General features: G+C 67.2%; 21 protein-coding genes and 1 riboswitch. Of the genes, 14 read left to right on the forward strand and 7 right to left on the reverse strand.

Annotation, left to right across the window (positions count from 1 at the left end; genetic code table 11):
- Window positions 1–90 precede the first annotated feature (90 nt).
- The 6 genes from ABD088_RS17075 to ABD088_RS17100 all read left to right on the forward strand — a co-directional run bounded on the left by ABD088_RS17075 (window position 91) and on the right by ABD088_RS17100 (window position 6,026).
- Window positions 91–1,521 carry a GntP family permease gene (locus tag ABD088_RS17075; protein WP_343903167.1) on the forward strand — a complete coding sequence of 477 codons (1,431 nt, stop codon included), beginning with the start codon at window positions 91–93 and terminating at the stop codon, window positions 1,519–1,521.
- A gap of 53 nt (window positions 1,522–1,574) precedes the next feature.
- The gene (locus ABD088_RS17080) at window positions 1,575–2,825 is read left to right on the forward strand and encodes a CaiB/BaiF CoA transferase family protein (RefSeq protein WP_343903168.1); all 1,251 of its coding nucleotides are present in this window, start codon (window positions 1,575–1,577) and stop codon (window positions 2,823–2,825) included.
- The gene (locus ABD088_RS17085; RefSeq protein WP_343903169.1) at window positions 2,822–3,778 is read left to right on the forward strand and encodes a beta/alpha barrel domain-containing protein; all 957 of its coding nucleotides are present in this window, start codon (window positions 2,822–2,824) and stop codon (window positions 3,776–3,778) included. The genes ABD088_RS17080 and ABD088_RS17085 overlap by 4 nt, the downstream gene beginning before the upstream one ends.
- Before the next feature lie 255 nt (window positions 3,779–4,033).
- Window positions 4,034–4,399 (forward strand): ArsR/SmtB family transcription factor, encoded by a 366-nt coding sequence (locus tag ABD088_RS17090; RefSeq protein WP_343903170.1) that lies wholly within the window; start codon window positions 4,034–4,036, stop codon window positions 4,397–4,399.
- Window positions 4,396–5,502, forward strand: coding sequence for a cation diffusion facilitator family transporter (locus ABD088_RS17095; RefSeq protein WP_343903171.1), 1,107 nt, complete (start codon window positions 4,396–4,398; stop codon window positions 5,500–5,502). The genes ABD088_RS17090 and ABD088_RS17095 overlap by 4 nt, the downstream gene beginning before the upstream one ends.
- A gap of 53 nt (window positions 5,503–5,555) precedes the next feature.
- Entirely contained in the window at window positions 5,556–6,026 is a 471-nt protein-coding gene (locus ABD088_RS17100) for a peptidase (RefSeq protein WP_343903172.1), read from the forward strand.
- A 70-nt stretch (window positions 6,027–6,096) separates the two neighbouring features.
- Here ABD088_RS17100 and ABD088_RS17105 read toward each other — a convergent pair whose 3' ends face one another.
- A complete protein-coding gene (locus ABD088_RS17105) occupies window positions 6,097–6,519 on the reverse strand; it encodes a four-helix bundle copper-binding protein (protein ID WP_343903173.1) in 423 nt (140 codons plus the stop codon).
- 263 nt (window positions 6,520–6,782) lie between these two features.
- Between ABD088_RS17105 and ABD088_RS17110 the strand changes: the two genes are divergently transcribed.
- The 5 genes from ABD088_RS17110 (at window position 6,783) to ABD088_RS17130 (ending at window position 11,330) form a co-directional block, all read left to right on the forward strand.
- A complete protein-coding gene (locus tag ABD088_RS17110; protein ID WP_343903174.1) occupies window positions 6,783–7,220 on the forward strand; it encodes a hypothetical protein in 438 nt (145 codons plus the stop codon).
- 114 nt (window positions 7,221–7,334) lie between these two features.
- Complete coding sequence (locus ABD088_RS17115; RefSeq protein ID WP_343903175.1) at window positions 7,335–7,943, forward strand: DUF305 domain-containing protein; 609 nt, start codon at window positions 7,335–7,337, stop codon at window positions 7,941–7,943.
- 99 nt (window positions 7,944–8,042) lie between these two features.
- A complete protein-coding gene (locus ABD088_RS17120; protein ID WP_343903177.1) occupies window positions 8,043–8,921 on the forward strand; it encodes a F510_1955 family glycosylhydrolase in 879 nt (292 codons plus the stop codon).
- A gap of 94 nt (window positions 8,922–9,015) precedes the next feature.
- Window positions 9,016–9,765: a cytochrome c biogenesis CcdA family protein gene (locus ABD088_RS17125; protein WP_343903178.1), complete on the forward strand. Its 750-nt coding sequence runs from the start codon at window positions 9,016–9,018 to the stop codon at window positions 9,763–9,765.
- Between the two features lie 29 nt (window positions 9,766–9,794).
- Entirely contained in the window at window positions 9,795–11,330 is a 1,536-nt protein-coding gene (locus ABD088_RS17130) for a multicopper oxidase family protein (RefSeq protein WP_343903179.1), read from the forward strand.
- Window positions 11,331–11,448: 118 nt separating this feature from the next.
- Here ABD088_RS17130 and ABD088_RS17135 read toward each other — a convergent pair whose 3' ends face one another.
- A complete protein-coding gene (locus ABD088_RS17135) occupies window positions 11,449–13,578 on the reverse strand; it encodes a heavy metal translocating P-type ATPase (RefSeq protein ID WP_343903180.1) in 2,130 nt (709 codons plus the stop codon).
- Window positions 13,579–13,788: 210 nt separating this feature from the next.
- Window positions 13,789–13,954, forward strand: a riboswitch (cyclic di-AMP (ydaO/yuaA leader).
- Between the two features lie 6 nt (window positions 13,955–13,960).
- Between ABD088_RS17135 and ABD088_RS17140 the strand changes: the two genes are divergently transcribed.
- Window positions 13,961–14,917 carry a C40 family peptidase gene (locus tag ABD088_RS17140; protein WP_343903181.1) on the forward strand — a complete coding sequence of 319 codons (957 nt, stop codon included), beginning with the start codon at window positions 13,961–13,963 and terminating at the stop codon, window positions 14,915–14,917.
- Window positions 14,918–15,154: 237 nt separating this feature from the next.
- On the opposite strand, the gene ABD088_RS17290 is transcribed toward ABD088_RS17140, so the two are convergent.
- Genes ABD088_RS17290 through ABD088_RS17155 form a run of 3 tightly spaced genes read right to left on the reverse strand, consistent with a single transcriptional unit; the run spans window position 15,155 to window position 16,520 of the window.
- On the reverse strand, window positions 15,155–15,601 hold the full coding sequence (locus ABD088_RS17290; protein ID WP_425546046.1) for a GDCCVxC domain-containing (seleno)protein: 447 nt from the start codon (window positions 15,599–15,601) through the stop codon (window positions 15,155–15,157).
- Window positions 15,517–16,194, reverse strand: coding sequence for a cation diffusion facilitator family transporter (locus tag ABD088_RS17150; protein WP_343903183.1), 678 nt, complete (start codon window positions 16,192–16,194; stop codon window positions 15,517–15,519). The genes ABD088_RS17290 and ABD088_RS17150 overlap by 85 nt, the downstream gene beginning before the upstream one ends.
- A complete protein-coding gene (locus ABD088_RS17155; RefSeq protein WP_343903184.1) occupies window positions 16,188–16,520 on the reverse strand; it encodes an ArsR/SmtB family transcription factor in 333 nt (110 codons plus the stop codon). The genes ABD088_RS17150 and ABD088_RS17155 overlap by 7 nt, the downstream gene beginning before the upstream one ends.
- 396 nt (window positions 16,521–16,916) lie before the next feature.
- On the opposite strand from ABD088_RS17155, the gene ABD088_RS17160 reads away from it, so the two are divergent.
- Window positions 16,917–17,528 carry a recombinase family protein gene (locus tag ABD088_RS17160; RefSeq protein ID WP_343903185.1) on the forward strand — a complete coding sequence of 204 codons (612 nt, stop codon included), beginning with the start codon at window positions 16,917–16,919 and terminating at the stop codon, window positions 17,526–17,528.
- A gap of 178 nt (window positions 17,529–17,706) precedes the next feature.
- Here the strand turns inward: ABD088_RS17160 and ABD088_RS17165 are convergent, their stop codons facing one another.
- On the reverse strand, window positions 17,707–18,999 hold the full coding sequence (locus tag ABD088_RS17165) for an MFS transporter (RefSeq protein ID WP_343903186.1): 1,293 nt from the start codon (window positions 18,997–18,999) through the stop codon (window positions 17,707–17,709).
- The gene (locus ABD088_RS17170; RefSeq protein ID WP_343899461.1) at window positions 19,000–19,350 is read right to left on the reverse strand and encodes an ArsR/SmtB family transcription factor; all 351 of its coding nucleotides are present in this window, start codon (window positions 19,348–19,350) and stop codon (window positions 19,000–19,002) included. It lies immediately after the preceding gene.
- A gap of 97 nt (window positions 19,351–19,447) precedes the next feature.
- Between ABD088_RS17170 and ABD088_RS17175 the strand changes: the two genes are divergently transcribed.
- Window positions 19,448–19,704 (forward strand): arsenic resistance protein (locus ABD088_RS17175; protein ID WP_425545999.1); only part of this gene is annotated, 257 nt, incomplete at its 3' end.

Here is a 19,704-nt window from a genome sequence, read left to right on the forward strand (position 1 = left end):
CGTCTTGCATTATGGGAACAAAACCATAATATGGGTTTAGTGCTGTGGCTCCGGTCACAGTCGTGACGTCAACCCGAAGGGCCCCCTCCCATGTCAGATGCTGCCATCCTGATCAACACAGCAGTGGCCGTGATCGCCACTGTCGTGCTGATCGTGCGCTTCAAGGTCAATCCGGTGATCTCCCTGGTCGTCGGCGCGGCCTACCTTGGCCTGGCCGTCGGGCTCGGCGTGAAGAAGACCGTCGAGACCATCTCCACCGGCTTCGGCGACATCATGATGGAGGTCGGCCTGCTCATCGCCTTCGGCGTCCTGATGGGCTCGATCCTCAACGAAACCGGCGCCATCCGCCGCCTCGTCGAACACCTGCTGAAGACCTTCGGCCCATCCCGCCTGCCCTACACCATGGGCCTGGCCTGCGCGACGGTCCTGCAGTCGATCTTCCTGGACGTCCTGCTGGTCATCTCCGCCCCGCTGGCCCGCCGCCTCGCCCCGAAGATCGGCAGGCTCGGCACCGCCCGCATGGCCACCGCCATGGCCATCTCGCTCGAATGCGGCATCGTGTTCATGGTCCCCGGCGTCGGCGCCCTGGCGCTGGCCGGACTGCTGAACGTCCCGCTGGGCAAGATGCTGCTCTTCGGCCTGCTGATCGTCGTCCCCACGGTCATCATCGCCATCGCGATCATGACCTTCCTCTTCCGCCGCGGCCTCTGGAAAGAGGAATCGGATGAGAACCACGAACTGTTCGAAGCCGAAGAGCCAGTGCACGACGACGGTGCCCAGGTGGCCGTCGGAGCCCCCTTCCGCAATACCCGGGCCACCACGGGTGAAGGTGGCACCGCGGGTTCCCCGGTCGCCGTGGCCGCACGCACCCGGACCGAAGCACCGCTGATCCTGCTCTTCGCCCCGCTGCTGCTCTCCCTGCTCCTCATCGCCGCCGGTGCCATCCTGGAGATCACCAAAATCGAGATCGCCCCCATCCAGTTCGTGGGGGAACCCATCATCGCCCTGCTGATCGGCCTGGTCGGCACCTGCGTCGTCGGCCGCTACACCGTGGGACAGAAACGGGTCGACGCCGGCATCTCGGCGGGCTTCCGCGAATCCGGGCAGATCCTGCTGCTCACCGGCGTCGGCGGATCACTCGCCGCGGCGGTCACCGCTGCCGGCGTCGGGGACATCCTGGGCGGTTTCTTCACCGCCAGCCCGGTCGCCCCGCTGCTCGTGGTCTGGGTCATCGCCGCCGTCCTGCACATCGCCGTCGGCTCCGTGACCCTCTCGGCCATCACCGCTGCCGGCCTGCTGGCCCCCATCGCCCCGGCCCTGGGGCTGGACCCCGTGCTGATCGCCCTGGCCGCCGGCGCCGGATCGCTGTTCATGGTCCATGTCACCTCCAACACCTTCTGGCTCTTGCAGGCGCTGCTCGGCCAGACCACCCGCGGTGCGCTGAAATCGGTGACCCTGGGCGTCTCCGTCGCCTCCGTCGTGGCGCTGGGGTTGGTCTCGGTCCTGAGCCTGTTCATCTGACCCCGCCCTGCCCCGCCCCCCGCACCATCCCTGAAGCAAGCAAAGGACACACCATGAGCGAGAACACCACGGCCCCGTTGGCCGGAGTCCGCGTCCTGGAACTGGGCAACTACATTGCAGCACCCACCGCCGGACGCCTGTTGGCCGACTTCGGCGCGGAGGTCATCAAGGTCGAACGCCCCGGAACCGGTGACGAACTGCGCAATTGGCGCCTGGCCAAGGGCACCACCTCGATGCTCTACCGCACCCTGAACCGGAACAAGAAGTCCGTGGTGCTGGACCTGCGCTCCGACGCCGGCCGCGCCGCGGTCCTCGAACTGGTCCGCACCTCCGACATCCTGCTGGAGAACTTCCGCCCCGGCACCTTGGAGAAGTGGGGGCTCGGCCCCGAGGTCCTCAACGAGGCCAACCCCGAGCTCGTCATCACCCGGATCTCCGCCTTCGGCCAGACCGGCCCGCTGTCCGAGCGCCCGGGATTCGCCGCCGTCGCCGAGGCCTACAGCGGCTTCCGCAACCTCGTCGGCGACCCGGACCGCGCCCCGGTCCGTGTCGGTGTCTCCATCGGGGATTCGATCGCCGGGCTCTACGCTGCCTTCGGCTCCGTGATGAGCCTGTTCCAGCGCGAATCCCGCCGTGGCGCGGGGCAGGAAGGCACCGCCCTGGGCGAGCGCATCATCGACGTCGCCCTGAACGAGGCGATGTTCTCGATGATGGAATCGCTCGTCCCGGACTACGAGGCCTACGGGAACCAGCGCGAACGCACCGGCGGCCGCATGGAAGGCATCGCCCCCTCCAACGCCTACGTCTGCGCCGACGGGGCCAGCATCGTCGTCGCCGGCAACGGGGACTCGATCTTCCAGCGCTACATGGAAACCATCGGCCGCCCCGACCTCGGAGCCGACCCCGGACTCGGCTCCAACGCCGGCCGCTGGGCCCGCCGCGAGGAACTCGATGCCGCCATCGGCGAGTGGACCGCACGCCACGATGCCCCCGAGGCGCTGGAGATGCTCGACGCCGCAGGCGTCCCGGCCGGCCCGATCTATACCGCGGCGGACATCGTCGCCGACGAACAGTACGCCGCCCGGAACATGGTCCAGAAGTTCGACGTCTCCACCGGCGAGGAAATGCTGCACGACGTCGGCTTCCCCGGCATCGTCCCGGTCATCGGCGCCACCTCCCTGCCGGTGCGCCACCTGGGCCCGGACCTGGGCGAACACAACGACGAGGTGCTCGGCGGACTGCTGGGCCTGGACGCGGAAGCCATCGCGGCGGCCGCCGGAGCGAAGGGTGCGTACAGCGCATGAACACCACCACCGACAAGGCCCGGGGCACGACGGCGGTGCGCGGCGCCGGACTGCGCGATGTCACCCTGCGCGACGGCTTGCAGCTGACGGGTAAGAACCTCTCCACCGCCGCAAAGGTCGCCACCGTACGCAGGCTGATCGAGCTGGGGGTCCCGGAAATCGAACTGGGCTCCATGGCGCGCGCCGACCTGGTGCCCACCATGGCCAACACCCTCGACGTCGTCGCCGAACTGACCGCCGACGAGCTGGAACGCTGCTGGATCTGGGTGGCCACCCCCGGCCACGTGGCCAAGGCGGCGGCCGCCGGCGTGCGGAACTTCCAGTACTGCCTTTCCGCCTCCGATGCCCACAACCAGGCCAACATCGGTCGCAGCACCGATGCCAGTCTGGAAGCGCTCCCGCAGGCCGTCGAGTACTCCCGCGCGGTCGGCGGACGCATCCAGCTCTGCATTGCCACGTCCTTCACCTGTCCCTTCGAAGGCCAGGTTCCGGTCGAGCGCGTGCTCTCCATCGCCAACGACCCGCGGGCCGAGGGAACCTGCGACATCGTCATCTGTGACACCCTCGGCCAGGCCCATCCCGGTCAGGTCGCCGAACTGGTTTCCCGGGTCCGCGACGAGACCCCGGACCGGCGCATCGTCTACCACGGGCACGACACCTGGGGTCTCGGTGTCGCGAACACGCTCGCGGCCATCGACGCCGGCGCCGATCTGGTCGACGGCGCCCTCGGCGGTCTGGGCGGGTGCCCGTTCGCCCCCGGCGCGAGTGGCAACACGGCGAGCGAGGACATCCTCTTCGCGACGCGCCCGGAGTGGCTCACGCCCGATACCTTCGCCGGGATCGTCGAGCTGGGCGAACAGGTCCTCGGGGAATTGGGGGAGTCCAGCCGGTCCAAGGCCGCCCAGGGTGCCCGGTCCACGGCCGAGGCGTTCGAGTGGGTGATCCGCAGCTGAGCTAATTCCACCATCGTTTCGAAGCGAAACCTTTGGAATTTGCGGGCACTGGAAGATCGCCCTGTGACGGTTCCATCGCGGGTGGCTTTCGGTATGTGCGGACGCTTCATATTGTCCGACAAAGCAGGCATTATCTAACTGGATGCAACGCTGTCGTTTTCAGAAGTGGACTTCACTGCCTCTCAGCAGTCCTGTGCACTGAGATCCGAGTCGACTTCCGTTTCCAGGCGCACCATCTCGTGCAATAATCTTCGCATGAATGCAGATAAGAATGTTTGTGGCCGTGAACCGGATAGCCAGTATGTGGAGCTCGCGGTGGAGGTCTTCTCCATGCTTGCCGATGCCACGCGCGTACGCCTGGTCCTGGCCCTGCGCGACGGTGAGCTGCCGGTGAACCAATTAGCCGAGATCGTGGACAAGTCCCCGGCGGCGGTGTCCCAGCACCTGGCGAAGATGCGCCTGTCCCGGATGGTCCTCAGCCGCCAGGACGGGACCAGGGTGTTCTACCGTCTGGCCAACGAACATGCCCGGCAGCTGGTCGCGGATGCGATCTTCCAGGCAGAACACGCCCTGGGAGGCACGCCGCTGCACCATCATGGGGATGCCGAGGGAACCCCGTGAAGTCGCGCACCGGGCACGACCATGACGACCACGGCCATTCCCACGATCACCAGCACGATGGTCACGACCACGGACACAACGACGACCATCCCCATGATGGGCGCGGACATCACCATGACCATGACCAGGGCGGTCACGGCCACGAGCATCCCTCCGGGTTGCGCGGGGTCATCCACGGATTGTTCGTCCCGCACAGCCACGACGTCTCCGATTCGATCGACGATGCCATGCAAAGCAGCGCCAAGGGCATCCGCGCGGTCAAGCTGTCACTGATCGGGCTCGGTGCCACGGCTGTCTTCCAGCTCGTGGTGGTGCTGGTCAGCGGCTCCGTCGCGCTGCTGGCCGATACCGTGCACAACTTCTCGGACGCACTGACCGCCATCCCCTTGTGGATTGCGTTCCTTCTGGGACGGCGCGCCGCCACCCGGCGTTTCACCTTCGGCTACGGAAGGGCGGAAGACATGGCGGGGTTGTTCATCGTCGCGATGATCGCCCTCTCGGCCGTGGTGGCCGCAGTCGAATCGATCCGCAGGTTCTTTGAGCCCCAGCCGCTGGAAAACCTCGGATGGGTGCTGGCCGCCGGCCTGATCGGTTTCGCGGGAAACGAAGCCGTCGCCATCTACCGCATCCGGGTGGGCCGGCAGATCGGATCGGCCGCCCTGGTCGCCGACGGGGTCCACGCCCGCACCGACGGGTTCACTTCCCTGGCCGTCGTGCTGGGCGTTGCCGGCGTCTGGCTCGGGTTCCCGCTGGCGGACCCGATCATCGGCCTGCTGATCTCCGCCGCCATCGCGGTCCTGCTGTGGGGCACGGCCAGGGACATCGGCAGGCGCCTGATGGACGGGGTGGACCCCGACCTGGTCCAACGCGCGGAGACGGCTGTCACTGCCATCACGCCGGGCGAGCCGGGAGTGCGCATGCGGTGGATGGGGCACAAACTGCACGTGGAGGTCTCCCTCCCCACCGACGGGTCCTCCACGATGCCGCACATGATCGAACGCAGCCGATCGGTCGAAAAGGCGCTCCGCTCGGCTTTGCCGAATGTCGGCTCCGTGACCACCATCCCGGTCTGGGACACGTCGGCGGAGCCCTCCCCCGCCTAGGCCCGCCCCGATCCGGCATCGAGACTGGCCGCCACTACCTGCAGGAGCACAACATGCCACCCATTACCCGGGCCGCCACCGCCGAACTACCCACGGGGGAGATCTTCGGGGTCACCGCCGACGCCCTGGAAATGATCGGGGTGTTCGGCGGGACACTGCACTGCTATGAGGGCCCGGGAGGGTGCCGGGCCACCGGGCTGTACTTCTCCCGGTCCCTGCCCCGCAAACCCATCCATTGCACCCTGCACCCGGCCGGGGGTCCCGGAAACACCACCGGCGCGGACGCGGATGCGCCACACCCGGGGCTCGAGGACCTCACGTTGAGCGTGGGCCACGGCCTGTCAGCGAAGCTCGACGGTGCCGTGCTGGACTTCGGGAACCACAACAGGATGCAGCGCTTCATCTGGCTGGAACTCCCCTCTGCCGGGGATGCCCGCTGCGGGTGCCGCCGGTCCTTCGGTGCCCGCACGGGAAAGCGTTCGCCCTGCCTGGACAAGCAGGGGGTGGGCCTGACGGACCTCTAGGAACGGGCCGCCGGCAACGCGACGGCCGCGGCTTCCTTCCTTGTGGCGGGCCTTCCCGGGGCCGGCCCGGTTATTCGGAGGCCCCGCGTCCCAGGCCCGCGAGGAGTTCGTTGCATGCCTGCTCGCAGCGGCGGCAGGCTTCGGCGCAGACCTTGCAGTGCCCGTGCATTTCCGCGTGTTGTCCGCATTCATCGGCGCAGGCCTTGCAGGTCGCGGCACAGGCCTCGAGGACCGAGCGGGTGACGTTGGCGTCGTAGCCGGTGTGCCGGGAGAGGACATTGCCGGTCGTGGCGCAGACATCGGCGCAATCCAGGTTCGTCCTGATGCACTTGGTGAGGTCGGCGACCATGTCCTCGGCCAGGCAGGCGTCCGCGCAGGCGGTGCAGGTCTGGGCACACTCGAAACACGCGGCGATGCAGTCCGCGAGTTTTTCGCGGTCGATGCCGCCCAGGTCCTTCGGGTACGTGTCGAGCATGCTGGTGATGTGGCTCATTGGATTGCTCCCTTGCGCGTCGGCTTCGTCCGGTCCAGGCGTGCAAAGCACGCCTCGTTTGCCCCACGCTAGACCTGCCCGCGGGGAGGTGTCGACGAGATGTGCAGCTGTTCCGAAGGACCGCCCGCACCCCGGGCTTCCATACCCCCGCGGGGTAGAGGCAGGCACCAGCGCGGATTCCGGGAGGGACGCCGAACCGGCGTTCCGTCCCATGGCAGCGAAAGACCCGGGCCCCACCCCTGGGCGGTAGAATGGCCCATGTGATGGATTCAGGGAGGACCGGACCCCGCCGGCATTCTTTCCTGCTCCTGCTGTGCCTCGGCGCCGTCCTGACGGGCATCATCGGCATGCACCTGTGGATGGGCGGACATGGGGAACACACGGATTCCCAACCGGCCCCGTCCTCCGCCAGCGTGGCCCCACTGGCCACGGCTACGGACCTGCCCAGCATTCATGCGCACACCGGGGCCATTGGCGATGGATCGCCGATGGCCGGTTGCGTCGGCACGTGCGATGCCGGGGACATGGCAGCTGGCATCTGCATGCTCTCGCTGATCGTCCTGGCGATGTTCGCGTTCCTGGCTCCACCGCGCAACGAGCTGCTGCGTACGCTGCTGCGTCGCGGCCCGCCGCCCGTCCCGCGGGTATTTCGGCTCGTTCCCACTCCTTCGTTGACCCAGCTCTGCATCAGCCGCACCTAGAACCGGTGTGCGGACCAGCCATGCCCACCGGGCACCTGGTTTCGCCTTCACCGGCCACCGCCTGGTAGCCGGCTGACCTCCAGACACTTTCTTAGCAACGAAGGACGAACCACCATGAACCGCAAACTTTTCCTGCCCGCCATCGGCGTGGCCGCAGCAATCACCCTGGCCGGTTGCGCCGGCAACGAGAACCCCGCCGCCTCCGGCTCCGCCACGGCTTCGTCCCAGCAGTCGGCCCCGTCGAATGCCGGGAGCCAGGTTTCGGCCGAGCACAACGACGCGGACACGATGTTCGCGCAGATGATGATCCCCCACCACAAGCAGGCCGTGCAGATGAGCGAGCTCATGCTCGCCAAGGACGGCATCGACAACAAGATCACCGACCTGGCCACGACCATCAAGGAAGCCCAGGGACCCGAGATCCAGACCATGACCGGATGGCTGAAGACGTGGGGCGAACCCACCGCATCGGACATGGGCGGCCACGGCATGGAGGGCATGATGACCGACGAACAGCTCAAGGAACTGGAGTCCGCCCAGGGTACCGATGCCTCGCGGATGTTCCTGGAGTCAATGACCGAGCACCACAAGGGCGCCGTCGGGATGGCCGAGGACGAGATCGCCGACGGAAAGAACCCCCAGGCCATCGCCCTGGCCAAGCAGATCGAAAAGACGCAGCAGGCGGAGATCAAGAAGATGCAGGACCTGCTCGCCGGCCTCTAGGCCGCACCTTTCCCACGCGGCCAACGGTGCGGGGCCCGGAACCCGGACCCCGCACCGGTCACGCCTGCGTGCCCAAGACCTTCCGAAGGAACTCCCATCATGCCCAAATCCATCCTGCCCCGGCGCCGGAAACGGTTCGCCGTGCTCGTGGCCGCCAGCACCCTGGTGCTCTCGGCCTGCTCTGCCCCGTCGACCCTGGACGACCCGATTCCCGTGGCCGCCACCACCGGCTACCCCACCAGCCACATCCACGGCATGGACGTGGACGCCGAAACGGGGAAGGTCCTGCTGGCCACCCACGAGGGCCTGTATGACGTCTCCACGAAACCGGCCACCAGGATCGGCCCCGAGATCGACCTCATGGGCTTCACCGTCGCCGCCGACGGGATCCTCTACGCCTCCGGACACCCGGGCCCCGGGGTGGACCTGCCCGACCCGGTGGGGTTGATCGAATCCACCGACGGGGGCAGGAACTGGACGCCGCTGTCGCGGACCGGGCAATCGGACTTCCACGCCCTGGCAGCCACCCACGAGGGAGTCATCGGCTTCGACGGCCAACTGCTCACCAACAAGGGCGGCAGCTCCTGGGAGCTGGCCGGGGACCAGGTGCCGGCCTACCACCTCGCCGCCGCCACCGACGGCCACGTCGCCTTGGCGACCACGGAATCCGGCCTGATGCGCTCGAACGACCACGGCAACTCCTGGAACCCGGTTCCCGGGGCCCCCTTGTTGATGATCACCGCCATATCCGGCAACCAGGCAGCGGGCATCACACCCGACGGGGCCCTGTACACCAGCAGCGACGGCGGACTGCAATGGCGGAAACAACCCGCCACCACGAAGGACGTGGCCGCCATGGACATGGTCGTCAAGGACGGCGACACGCAGATCTGGACAGCCTCCGCGACCGGTGTACAGGTCTCCCGCGACCTGGGGCGCACCTTCACCGACGCCGAGCCCCAAAAGGGCCGGGAATGACCACCCGCAGGGCCCGGGCCGTGCCACGTAGGGCCGGGGAAACGGGCGGGGAAACAGCAACCGGAGGGCCAGCCCATCTCCGGGGAGGACGGGGATGAGCATCGGTGCGTTCTTCGCCGAAACAGTCCAATCCGGCGCCCTGGTCGTGGCAGCACCGCTGGCCATGACCGCCGGTGTCGTCTCCTTCCTGTCCCCGTGCATCCTGCCCCTGGTCCCGGGCTACCTGGGCTACGTCTCCGGGCTCTCCGAGGCCGGGCGGCCCGGGAGCCGCCGCCGGATGCTCACCGGTGTCGGCCTGTTCATCCTGGGTTTCGCGCTCGTGTTCACCTTCTACGGTGCCGCCTTCGGCCTCATCGGCGGCTGGCTGCTGCGCTGGCAGGACCTGCTCATCCGGGGCCTGGGCATCTTCGTCATCGCCATGGGGCTGGTCCTGGTGGGCCTCTTCCCGGCGCTGCAACGGACGGTGAAGCCGTCCTTCAAGCCCAGGGCCGGGATTGCCGGGGCACCGGTGCTGGGAATCGTGTTCGGCCTCGGCTGGACACCCTGCATGGGCCCCACCCTCAGCGCGGTGCTGGCGCTGAGCACCAGCACCGGGCAGGCAGGTAGGGGTGCGCTGCTGGGCTTCCTCTACTGCCTGGGCCTGGGGATCCCGTTCCTGCTCGTGGCACTGGGCCTTGAGCGCGTGAGCCGGGCATTGGGCTTCGTCCGGCGCCACATGCGCGCCTTCAACGTCGCCGGCGGTTCCCTGCTCGTGTTCGTCGGCCTGCTCATGGCCACCGGCACCTGGACGCACTGGATCTACGAGCTCCAGAACCTCTCAGGGACCTTCACCACTCCCGTATAGAACCCCCACGACACCAAGGAAACCCCTCCGTGCAAAACCAACTGAACCGCCGCTCGTTCCTGGGGCTCTCGGTCGCGACCGCCGCCGCGGCTGCCCTGGCCGCCTGCACCCCCGCCAAACCGACAGCCGCCCCGCCGGCCCGGATCATGCCCACCGACCCGACCGTCGCCCAGGCCGAAGCCGCCCGGGCAACCACCGGCACGACCATCACCAAGAAACTCGCCCCCGGACCGTTATCCACCACCATTGCCGGCAAGAAGGCCAACACCTGGGGGTACAACGGTTCCCTCGTCGCGCCGACCCTGCGCGGCAAGGCCGGGGACCGGCTCGACGTCAGAGTCGACAACCAGCTCGATGAACCCACAACCATCCATTGGCACGGGGTGGCCCTGCGCAACAACGCCGACGGCGTCCCGGGCCTCACCCAGAAGGCCATCGCGGCCGGTAGCGCCTACGATTACACCTTCACCCTCCCGCACCCGGGGACCTACTGGTACCACTCCCACGTGGAAATGCAGTGCGAACGCGCCCTCTACGGTGCCCTGGTCATCGAGGACCCGAAGGAGACCCTGGAATACGACAAGGACTGGGTCATCGTCCTGGACGACTGGCTCGACGGGATCACCGCTACCCCCGAAGAGGTCCTCAAGGAGGTCTCGAAGGGCATGGGCGACATGGGGACAATGGGCGGGATGGACCACGGGGGCGGCGCAGGCCCCATGAAGAGGGGCAACATGCTGATGGGTGCCACCAGCGATTTCCTCGGCGGGGATGCCGGGGACATCGCCTATCCGCTGCACCTCTTCAACGGACGCGGCCCCGGCGGCCCGGAGACCTTGGAGGCCAAGGCCGGGGACCGGATCCGGCTGCGCATCATCAATGCCGCCGGGGACACCGCCTACCGGATCGGCATCCCCGGCCAGCGGCTGACCCTGACCCACACCGATGGCTTCCCCATCAAGCACGAGGACGTCGACGCCGTCGTCCTGGGCATGGGCGAGCGCATCGACGCCATCCTGGCCGTGGAGGACGGCTATACGCCGCTGCTGGCACTGGCCGAGGGCAAGGGGCAAATGGCCTACGGGCTGGTCTCCACCGGCACCGGCACCCCACCGGCCCCGGGGAAGCTCCCCTCGGAGCTGGCCGGTCGGGTGGTGGACGGCGGGCAACTCACCGCGGATCCGTCGGTGAAGCTGGACGCGAGGTCACCGGATCGGACGCACGAGGTGCGCCTGACCGGGGGGATGGCGAAGTACGACTGGGGCATCAACGGCCACCGCTACGACATGGCCGACCCCTACGCCAACGCCTTCGACGTCACCGCCGGGGAACGGGTGGAGGTGAAGTTCGTGAACGAGACCGAGATGTGGCACCCGATGCACATCCACGGCCACACCTTCCAGGTCGGCAATGTCGGGGCCCGCAAGGACACCGTCATCGTCCGCCCCGGACACACCCTGACGGTCTACTTCGATGCCGACAACCCCGGGCAGTGGCTGATGCACTGCCACAACGCCTACCACGCCGAGCGCGGCATGATGGGAGTCTTCTCCTACGTCAAGTAGCCCATTCAAATGGAAATAGACGCGGGGCCCCGTGGACATGTGATGGGAGCACCCACCAGGGCCCCGGGCCCGTGGGTGCTCCCATCGGTTCTTGTTTCCCGTGTGGGGCCGGCAACGCCTACACAGTGGCCGGTTCCCGCTCCGGGGACGGTGACCGGCGCAGCGCCTCGGCCGTGCTGGCTCCGGGGGCCAGGTCCAGGCGGCGTAGCAGCTGCGCGTTCAAGGCGACCACGACGGTGGAAGCCGACATCAACAGGGCACCGACCGCCATGGGCATCACGAAACCGACTGGGGCCAGGACGCCGGCCGCCAGCGGAACGGAGACCAGGTTGTAGCCGGCCGCCCACCACAGGTTCTGCTTCATCTTGCGGTAGCTGGCACGGGAGAGCTCGATGACCGAAAGCACCGAACGGGGATCATCGCTGGCCAGGATCACCCCCGCCGAGGCGATGGCCACGTCCGTACCAGCCCCGATGGCAATGCCGACATCGGCCCGGGCCAACGCGGGGGCGTCGTTGACACCGTCGCCGACCATCGCGACCTTGCGGCCTTCGCGCTGCAGCTCGGCGACCTTCTCCTCCTTGTTCTCCGGGCGCACCCCGGCGAACACGCGGTCGATGCCCAACTCGCCGGCCACGGAGCGGGCCACGGCCTCGGCGTCGCCGGTGATCATGACCACCTCGATATCCAGTGCATGCAGGGCCCGGACCGCTTCGCGTGATTCCGGGCGGACCTCATCGGCCAGGCCCAGCGCGCCGATCACCGCACCGTCCCTGAGCACGTGAAGGATGATCGCCCCCTCGGCCTTCCATCCCTCGGTCTCGGGCAAAGGGGCTGCCCCGTGTTGTTCGAGCATGCCGGGGCCGCCGACGCTGATCCTGGAGCCGCCGACGTCCGCGTCCACGCCCAGCGCCGTGGAGGCCTTGAAATCCGTTGCCGTCCGGGGTTCGATTCCGCGGTCCCTGGCCGCGGCGACGATCGCCTTGGCCAGCGGGTGCTCGCTGTCGGCCTCAGCGGCAGCGGCAACGGCCAGGACCTCCCGCTCGTCTTCGCCCTCGGCCGGCAGGGCCTTGGACAGGACGGGCTCGCCCCGGGTCAGGGTACCGGTCTTGTCGAAGAGGACCGAGGTCACGGTGCGCATGCTCTCCAGGGCGAGGCGGTCCTTGACCAGGACGCCACCGCGGGCGGCACGTTCGGTGGCGATGGAGACCACCAGGGGGATCGCCAGACCCAGTGCGTGGGGGCAGGCGATGACCAGGACGGTGATCGTCAGGATGACGGCATCATCCGGGAAGCCCAGCAGACCCCAGACGACCGCCGTGATGACGGCCGCCCCGAGCGCGAACCAGAACAGCCAGCCGGCCGCGGTGTCGGCGATGCGCTGGGCCCGTGATGAGGAGCCCTGGGCCTCGGTGACCAGACGCTGGATCCCCGCCAACGCGGTATCGTCGCCGATGGCGGTGATCTCCACGCGCAGCGCGGTGTCCGTGGCCACCGTACCGGCCACCACCTGATCGCCCGGTCCCCGCCGGACCGGGCGGGACTCACCAGTGATCATCGACTCGTCGACGTCGGCAGTGCCTTCGACCACGCGGCCGTCGGCGGGTACGCGGCCCCCGGGACGGACAATGACCACATCCCCGACCACGAGGTCGGCGGGGGCAATGGGGACCGCCTGGCCGTCGACGAGCTTTTCCGCCTCGTCGGGCAGCAGGGCCGCCAGCGAATCCAGGGCGGAGGACGTCTGTGCCAGGGAGCGCATCTCGATCCAGTGGCCCAACAGCATGATGACGATCAACAGGGCCAGTTCCCACCAGAAGTCCAGGCCGTGGTCCAGCAGGCCCAGATGGGCACCCCAGGAAGCCAGGAACGCCACGGTGATCGCCAGGGCGATCAACAACATCATCCCCGGCTTGCGGTCCTTGAGTTCGCCGGCCGCGCCGGTCAGGAACGGCTTGCCGCCCCACACGTACATGATGGTGCCCAGGATCGGGGAGATCCACAAGATCCAGGGCGCCTGGGGCAGCTGGTAGCCGATGATCGAGGCGAACATGGTACTGAACCCGACCACCGGTACGGCGATGACCAGCATGATCCAGAACAAGCGGCGGAACTGGCCCACGTGGTCCCCGTGCCCGTGGTGGCCGCCATGGCCCTGCCCGCTGTGATCCATGGGCGCGTGGTCGTCATGGCCCGCGGGTCCGGCCTGCGTGTCGACGTGGCCGTGGTGCCTTCCTTCTGTTTCCATGCCCCCAAGATATACCCCCCGGGGGTATATATCAAGACCTGGTGCCCAATCCCACCATCGCCCGGTCCGCGCCAAGCCTGCGGCCGTCGTGACACGTCCTACATCAATCCGTAACCATTTCGTGACTTTTACAGTTCTTTCATGTAAATTCGTCTGCGTGCCGGGCTTCCTATGAGCCCGGCACACCCAAGTGGATTGCCGAGCACTGCCACCACTTCGGGTCCGTTCGCGAAGCTTCTGGCAGTGGCGGGGGAACCAAATCCGGGCCCACCGGGCCCTTGGGGTTAAGCGCCTCGCGCTGCCTTGTCAGCGCGGGACGCCGAGTGGCTCCCACTCGAACCCGACAGCTAACCCCGCAGGCATTGGGAGAGGTAACCAACACATGACCAAGCGACACCTGGGCCGCCACCGCGCCGCGCCCGTCCGCAGCAACCCCTTGGGCTCTATCTCCAAGGCAGTCTCCTCCAACGCCGGCTCAGTTGGCCGCCAGGCCGCAGTCATCGCCGCGGCCTCCGGCCTCGTGCTGACCCTCGGCGTTCCCGCCGAGGGCGCCCCGTCCGCCCGCGAAGCAGGCAAGGCCCCGGCAGCTGACATCCTGCGCACTTCCGTGGACTCCCCCGCCGCCGTCACCGTTGCGGACGCCAAGCCGCAAGAGCTGAAGCAGATCAAGGTATCCGTCGCCGACGTCAAGTCCACCGACGGATCGGCCCACCGCGCAGCAATGCGCAAGGCCGCAGCCGAACGCGAAGCAGCCCAGGATGCCGCTGAACACCAAGCCGCCGCGGACCGCATAGACGCCCAGACGGAAGCCGCCGCATCTGCCGAGCGCGAGGAAGCAGCCGCAGGCGCTGCGATGACCCGCCAGAGCCGCCAGTCCTCAACGCCGGCGCCGTCGAGCACGAACGACAACGCCTCGTCGACCGGTACGGTCACCACGGCCTCCACTCCCGCTCCGGAGACGACCGAAACCAGCCCGACATCCAGCGCGGGCCTCTCGGGGATCGCGGGCATGGCCATGAGCTACGAGGGGACACCCTACGTGTGGGGCGGCAGCAGCCCCTCGGGCTGGGACTGCTCCGGTTTCATCCAGTACATCTACGGCAAGGCCGGCATCAGCCTGCCCCACAACACGACCGCCATCCGCACCAGTGGAAAGTTCGTGAAGACCTCCAACCCCAAGCCCGGCGACCTGGTCTACCAGAACGGCGGCAGCCACGCCGGTATCTACATCGGTGGCGGTAAGATCATCGGCGCACAGAACCCCTCCGTCGGCACCGTTGTCCGTCCAGCCGACAGCCCCTATGGGCCGTTGATGGGCTACTACACCTACGTAGGCTAGGGAAAACCGGGCAAGGGCCCGAGCCACTTTGAACTACTCCCCAGTTGTTGGACTCCATAATTCAGTTCCAGCAGCTGGGGAGCGCTTTTATGCGTTCAGATGGTTCGCTTTCGGGTAGAGGGCTTGTCCTACGCCGAAAAACAATGTGTCCGGGACGGAATCAAGCACGCCGGGCCCTCCCGCGGTCCATCTTTTGCAACAGGTGGACGATACGTTACCGGTCGGCACCGCTTTTTCTTACGTGGACGAATCCTGCCTTGAGGGGCAAGGTACTGTCCCGTAGGAACAGAACACGCAGCAATCGCCGGCAACGGGCCGAATTCGCTTGGTGCAATTTGGGCACGCCCAGAAGAACTGGCAGGAATCGGAGGGCATCCGCAAGGATGCTTCGTACCCGCAAGCAGGACACGTCAACGTCGACGTCAGCTCAATCATCATTCCTTCCTTCCCATCAGGCGCAGCGCCTTTGGCGCAATTCTGGTCGGTGAACGCATCCGGGGGCATCGCTTGCAAAGGAAGCAGGGATCCAGCCGGGTAGGATCGGGCGTGCCCGCCAGGCGCCAGCTGGCCATCGCGGCTGCTTCCGGTCCACGCCTGCGTCAGCAGCAACCCGCCTCGCCGGAAGACGATTCCCTGTCCCCGGATATGGCTGACATGGGCTGCGTGCATGCCTCCCCTATCCATGCCTCGAATCCTTCCCTGACCGCGAATACCGCGATGACAAAGCCGGCTACCGGATCGGCCCAGCTCCAGCCGAAGAGGCTGTTGAGCAGCAAGCCCGCCAGGACTGCAGCTGAAAGGTACGAGCAGATCAGGGTCTGCTTTGAATCGGCAATGGCCGAGGCCGATCCCAGTTCCCGTCCTGCGTGGCGTTCGAGGAGGCTGAGAAATGGCATCACCACGAGGCTCACGGCGGCCAGGGTGATGCCGACCGGGCTATGTTCGGCTTCCTTGAGCCCGATCAGCGTGAGGACGGCGCTGACACTGACATAGGCAGCGAGACCGAAAAAGGATACGGCAATCAGGCGCAGGGCCTTTTTCTCGCGGCTTTCAGGGTCGCGGGCTGCGAATTGCCAGGCAACAGCCGCAGCCGAAAGCACTTCCACGATGGAATCCAACCCGAAGCCGACCAGGGCGACCGAGGAAGCGGCCGCGCCGGCTGCCAGGGCGATGACGGCCTCTATGAGGTTGTACGTGATCGTGAGGGCAACGATGATCCGTATCCGGCGCTTGAGTAGCTCCCGGTGCCGATCCTGGGCTGGGAGCGTGTTCAGCATGTGCACTCCGGCCCCTCGCAGCAGCCGGGGTCGACCTGCAGGACCACGCGAAGCAATTCGTCCATGGCTGCGCCCAGGTGCGGATCGCTCAGCCGGTACCAGGATCGCCGGCCCTCGGGTACCGCCTCGACCAGTCCGCACCCGCGCAGGCAGGCCAGCTGGTTGGACATGACCTGGCGCGAGACGCCGAGCGCGTCGGCCAGGTCCGAGGGGAATGCGGGCGCTTCGCGTAGGGCAAGCAGCACGCCGACCCGCGTGGAATCGGAGAGTGCATGCCCAAAACGCGCCAAGGCAGCGGTATGCGAGGGTGTGGCCGTTGTGTTCACATCATAATAATACATGGATCTATGAATTCACCGGTTCATGTATTAGCGCGGCTCTTGCCTCTCTTCCGGCACCGCACGACGGTCCACGAACGGCAACGTCTGAGCACGCGTCGACGCCAGTCACGGGAAGCACCATGAGGTGGGCGAAACGCCTGGCCGAAGGTATGCGGCGCAGCCGTAAGCCCGAGGACACATGCACCAGCTGACAGTGGTTCTGTTTCTTGTGCAGGAACTTCCGACAACGGCAGGGCGCGTCCCTGTCGAGGGTGTCCCACTTCCTTGGAAGTGGAACAGCCCCACCGAACATGCCGGCACGAACGGACACGCCACGGATTTGCGTTCCAGAACTAAGCCCAAAAGACCGTCCCAGAAGAACCGTACGAGCACGACTTCCGCATGGACATTGGGTATGCGCGCGTTTCGACTGCGAAACAGGACCTCGACCGGCAGATCGATGCCCTGCAAGCCGAGGGCATCGCCGATCGGCATATCTACGTGGACAGGAAATCCGGCTCGACCACCAACCGTCCCGGGCTTCGCGAGGCGCGGGACCAGGCGCGGGATGGTGACGTGATCGTCGTGCACACCCTGGACCGGCTCGGCCGCACCGTTCGCGATACCTTGAACCTCATCCACGACCTCGCCGAGCGCGGCGTCGGCGTACGGAACCTGGCCGATCCCATCCGAGTCGACTCGGCCAACCCCGAGGACCCCATGTCCCAACTCGCGGTGGTCATGCTGGCACTCTTCGGCCAGATGGAGAGGACCTACGCAATCGAGCGGGCAGCCCACGCCCGCGCAGTGGCCACCAGCAAAGGCAAGCGCATCGGCCGGCCCAGCGTCGTCGACCCGTCGAAACTCGCCTACGCCGAACACCTGCGCGACCAGGGCAACTCCATCCGGGAAATCGTGGAGAAGACCGGCATCACCCGCTCAAGCCTCTACCGCCACCTGCCGCCCCGACCCCCGGAAATTCTGACCGCCGAGGGAGAACGCGAGAAACACTGAAGCACACCATCAGGTTGCTGGTGCAGACGACTACGGACCGGAATGCTGCTTGGTGCAGTGGACTTCGGACATCATTGCCGTCCGAAGTACTGGATTACCCCGTCATGACGGCGATCCCAGTGCGGTCGACTTCTGAAAATGACAAACGCCTGTCGGCATGACGGGTCGATCCGCATGGTCAGGACGGAGTGCCGGGGGCGGGAAGGAGCCGGCTGCTGCGGCGGTGAATCAGCATGAGCCAGAGCGTCAGGACTGCTGCTGCCAGTGACATCGCAGCCAAGACCAGGAGCGTCGGCTTCTCTCCCCAGCCGCTGATCAATGAGGTGCCCCAGACGGGGGCTGCGGCTTGGGCCAGCAGGGATGGAAGGGCTATTCGTCCCATGGTCCGTGCGTAGCGTTCCTGTCCGACGAGGGCCAGGGGAACGGTGCCGTTGGCGATGGAGTTCAGGCCGATCCCCGCCCCATACACGACCATGGGCAGGAGTAGTGGTCCGAGCCCGGTAGCCAGGAGTACGAGGGCGGTTGTGATGGCCGTGACCGCTGTGAGCATGGTCCACAACGGATGGCGTCGCCGGGCGAGGGTGAATTCAACGAGCCGGGCGCCCACCTGCGAGGGGCCGATGGCGGCAGCCAGGCCAACGGCGACGGTGCCACTGGCTCCCAGCGACGCCAGCAGCGTGAAGACGTGCACCGACACAACCGCCGATACGGAGGTGCCGAGTGTGGTGATGAGGGCAATGAGCGTCACGGGTTGCCACAGCAGGCCAGGCTGCCGGGCACTGGACGGCGGGTCCTGGTGGTGTTTTGCTGCTGGTTCGGGGCTGGCTTTGCCGTGCAGGGCGAGGCGCACATACAGCGGGAAGGTGACCAGCAGATGCGCCGCGGCGTATGCCGCGCAGGTCCACCGCCAACCGAATTCGTTGGACAGCAAGGTGGTCAACGGCCAGCAGGCGGTGCTGGCGAAGCCGCCGAACAGCGTCAGGGCGGTGATGGGGGAGCGGGCCGTGGCCCCGTAGGCATGGCCCAGGACCGCGAATGCCCCGCTGTAGAGGCCGCCGCTCATGCCAGCTCCGAGGACGACCCACGCGCCGAGGTAGAGCCATTGGTTGGGTGCCAGGGAGAGGGTGGCGAGCCCACCGGCCAACAGCAGGGCGCTTGCCGCCAGGACCTCTCGGCCATGGTTGCGCGAAACCAGGGAACCGATGGCGGGCGAGCCCAGCGCCGCGACGAGCAGTGCCACGGAAACACCGCCGACGACCCAGGCGTGCGGCCATCCGGTGTCGGCGGCTATCGGGGCTGCCAAGGGGGCTAGCAGGTAGAACGTCGAGCCCCACGACAGGATCTGCCCGAAGCCAAGGCCCGCGATGACGACGCCCCGCCGCGCAGGTGGGCCGCCGCCCGGACCGAATCCGGGCGCCCGCGTTGCCCGACGGCCGCCCCGAGCGGACTGGGGTTTGGCTGGAGGTTCCACCTACAGGGCGAGGATGCTTTGCGAAGCGGCTTCCAGCGCCCCGGGAACCAGGGAGTAGTACGACCAGGTGCCGCGCTTCTCGCGGTTCAGCAACCCGGCGTCGACCAGGATCTTCAGGTGGTGGGAGACCGTGGGCTGGCCCAGGTCGAGTGGTTCGGTCAGGTCGCAGACGCACGCCTCGCCACCCTCGCCGGACTTGACGATGGAAAGCAGCCGCAAGCGGTTCGGATCCGAGAGCGCCTTCAGGATGCGCGCCGTGGCTTGGGCCTCGATGGCATCGAGTGCCGGACCACCGGCTGGCTCGCAACAAGGCGCACCGGTGCGTGTTTCGGGTGCCAGCAGGGTTTCCATGGCCCCATTGTGCCATGGATTGACATTTGTCGATATAGGTGTGGATACTTCTTGCATCGACAACCGTCAATCCGATGTTGGATCTTCAAGGAGCCTCGTGAACACCGAGACCACCGCACCTGCCGTCCCGGGGGAGGCCGCCGTCGCAGGCAAGCTCTCCACCCTGGATCGGTTCCTGCCTGTTTGGATCATCGCGGCGATGGCCGCCGGCCTTTTGCTGGGCAGGTTCATCCCCGGGCTGGATTCGGCCCTGGATGCGGTGAAGATCGGCTCGGTGTCCCTGCCGATCGCCATCGGCTTGCTGGTGATGATGTATCCGGTCCTGGCGAAGGTCCGCTACAACGAAACCGGCCG

The organism is Arthrobacter rhombi (assembly GCF_039526245.1).
In the GTDB taxonomy this organism is placed as follows: Bacteria; Actinomycetota; Actinomycetes; order Actinomycetales; family Micrococcaceae; genus Arthrobacter_H; species Arthrobacter_H rhombi.

What these genes read in the sequence shown, in the direction of transcription:
- ABD088_RS17075 (WP_343903167.1), top strand. Translation starts at nt 91, where the DNA reads ATGTCAGATGCTGCCATCCTGATCAACACAGCAGTGGCCGTGATCGCC.
- ABD088_RS17290 (WP_425546046.1), bottom strand. Translation starts at nt 15,601, where the DNA reads ATGGATAGGGGAGGCATGCACGCAGCCCATGTCAGCCATATCCGGGGA.
- ABD088_RS17110 (WP_343903174.1), top strand. Translation starts at nt 6,783, where the DNA reads ATGGATTCAGGGAGGACCGGACCCCGCCGGCATTCTTTCCTGCTCCTG.
- ABD088_RS17105 (WP_343903173.1), bottom strand. Translation starts at nt 6,519, where the DNA reads ATGAGCCACATCACCAGCATGCTCGACACGTACCCGAAGGACCTGGGC.
- ABD088_RS17115 (WP_343903175.1), top strand. Translation starts at nt 7,335, where the DNA reads ATGAACCGCAAACTTTTCCTGCCCGCCATCGGCGTGGCCGCAGCAATC.
- ABD088_RS17100 (WP_343903172.1), top strand. Translation starts at nt 5,556, where the DNA reads ATGCCACCCATTACCCGGGCCGCCACCGCCGAACTACCCACGGGGGAG.
- ABD088_RS17150 (WP_343903183.1), bottom strand. Translation starts at nt 16,194, where the DNA reads ATGCTGAACACGCTCCCAGCCCAGGATCGGCACCGGGAGCTACTCAAG.
- ABD088_RS17120 (WP_343903177.1), top strand. Translation starts at nt 8,043, where the DNA reads ATGCCCAAATCCATCCTGCCCCGGCGCCGGAAACGGTTCGCCGTGCTC.
- ABD088_RS17140 (WP_343903181.1), top strand. Translation starts at nt 13,961, where the DNA reads ATGACCAAGCGACACCTGGGCCGCCACCGCGCCGCGCCCGTCCGCAGC.
- ABD088_RS17125 (WP_343903178.1), top strand. Translation starts at nt 9,016, where the DNA reads ATGAGCATCGGTGCGTTCTTCGCCGAAACAGTCCAATCCGGCGCCCTG.
- ABD088_RS17080 (WP_343903168.1), top strand. Translation starts at nt 1,575, where the DNA reads ATGAGCGAGAACACCACGGCCCCGTTGGCCGGAGTCCGCGTCCTGGAA.
- ABD088_RS17085 (WP_343903169.1), top strand. Translation starts at nt 2,822, where the DNA reads ATGAACACCACCACCGACAAGGCCCGGGGCACGACGGCGGTGCGCGGC.
- ABD088_RS17090 (WP_343903170.1), top strand. Translation starts at nt 4,034, where the DNA reads ATGAATGCAGATAAGAATGTTTGTGGCCGTGAACCGGATAGCCAGTAT.
- ABD088_RS17135 (WP_343903180.1), bottom strand. Translation starts at nt 13,578, where the DNA reads ATGGAAACAGAAGGAAGGCACCACGGCCACGTCGACACGCAGGCCGGA.
- ABD088_RS17170 (WP_343899461.1), bottom strand. Translation starts at nt 19,350, where the DNA reads ATGGAAACCCTGCTGGCACCCGAAACACGCACCGGTGCGCCTTGTTGC.
- ABD088_RS17160 (WP_343903185.1), top strand. Translation starts at nt 16,917, where the DNA reads ATGGACATTGGGTATGCGCGCGTTTCGACTGCGAAACAGGACCTCGAC.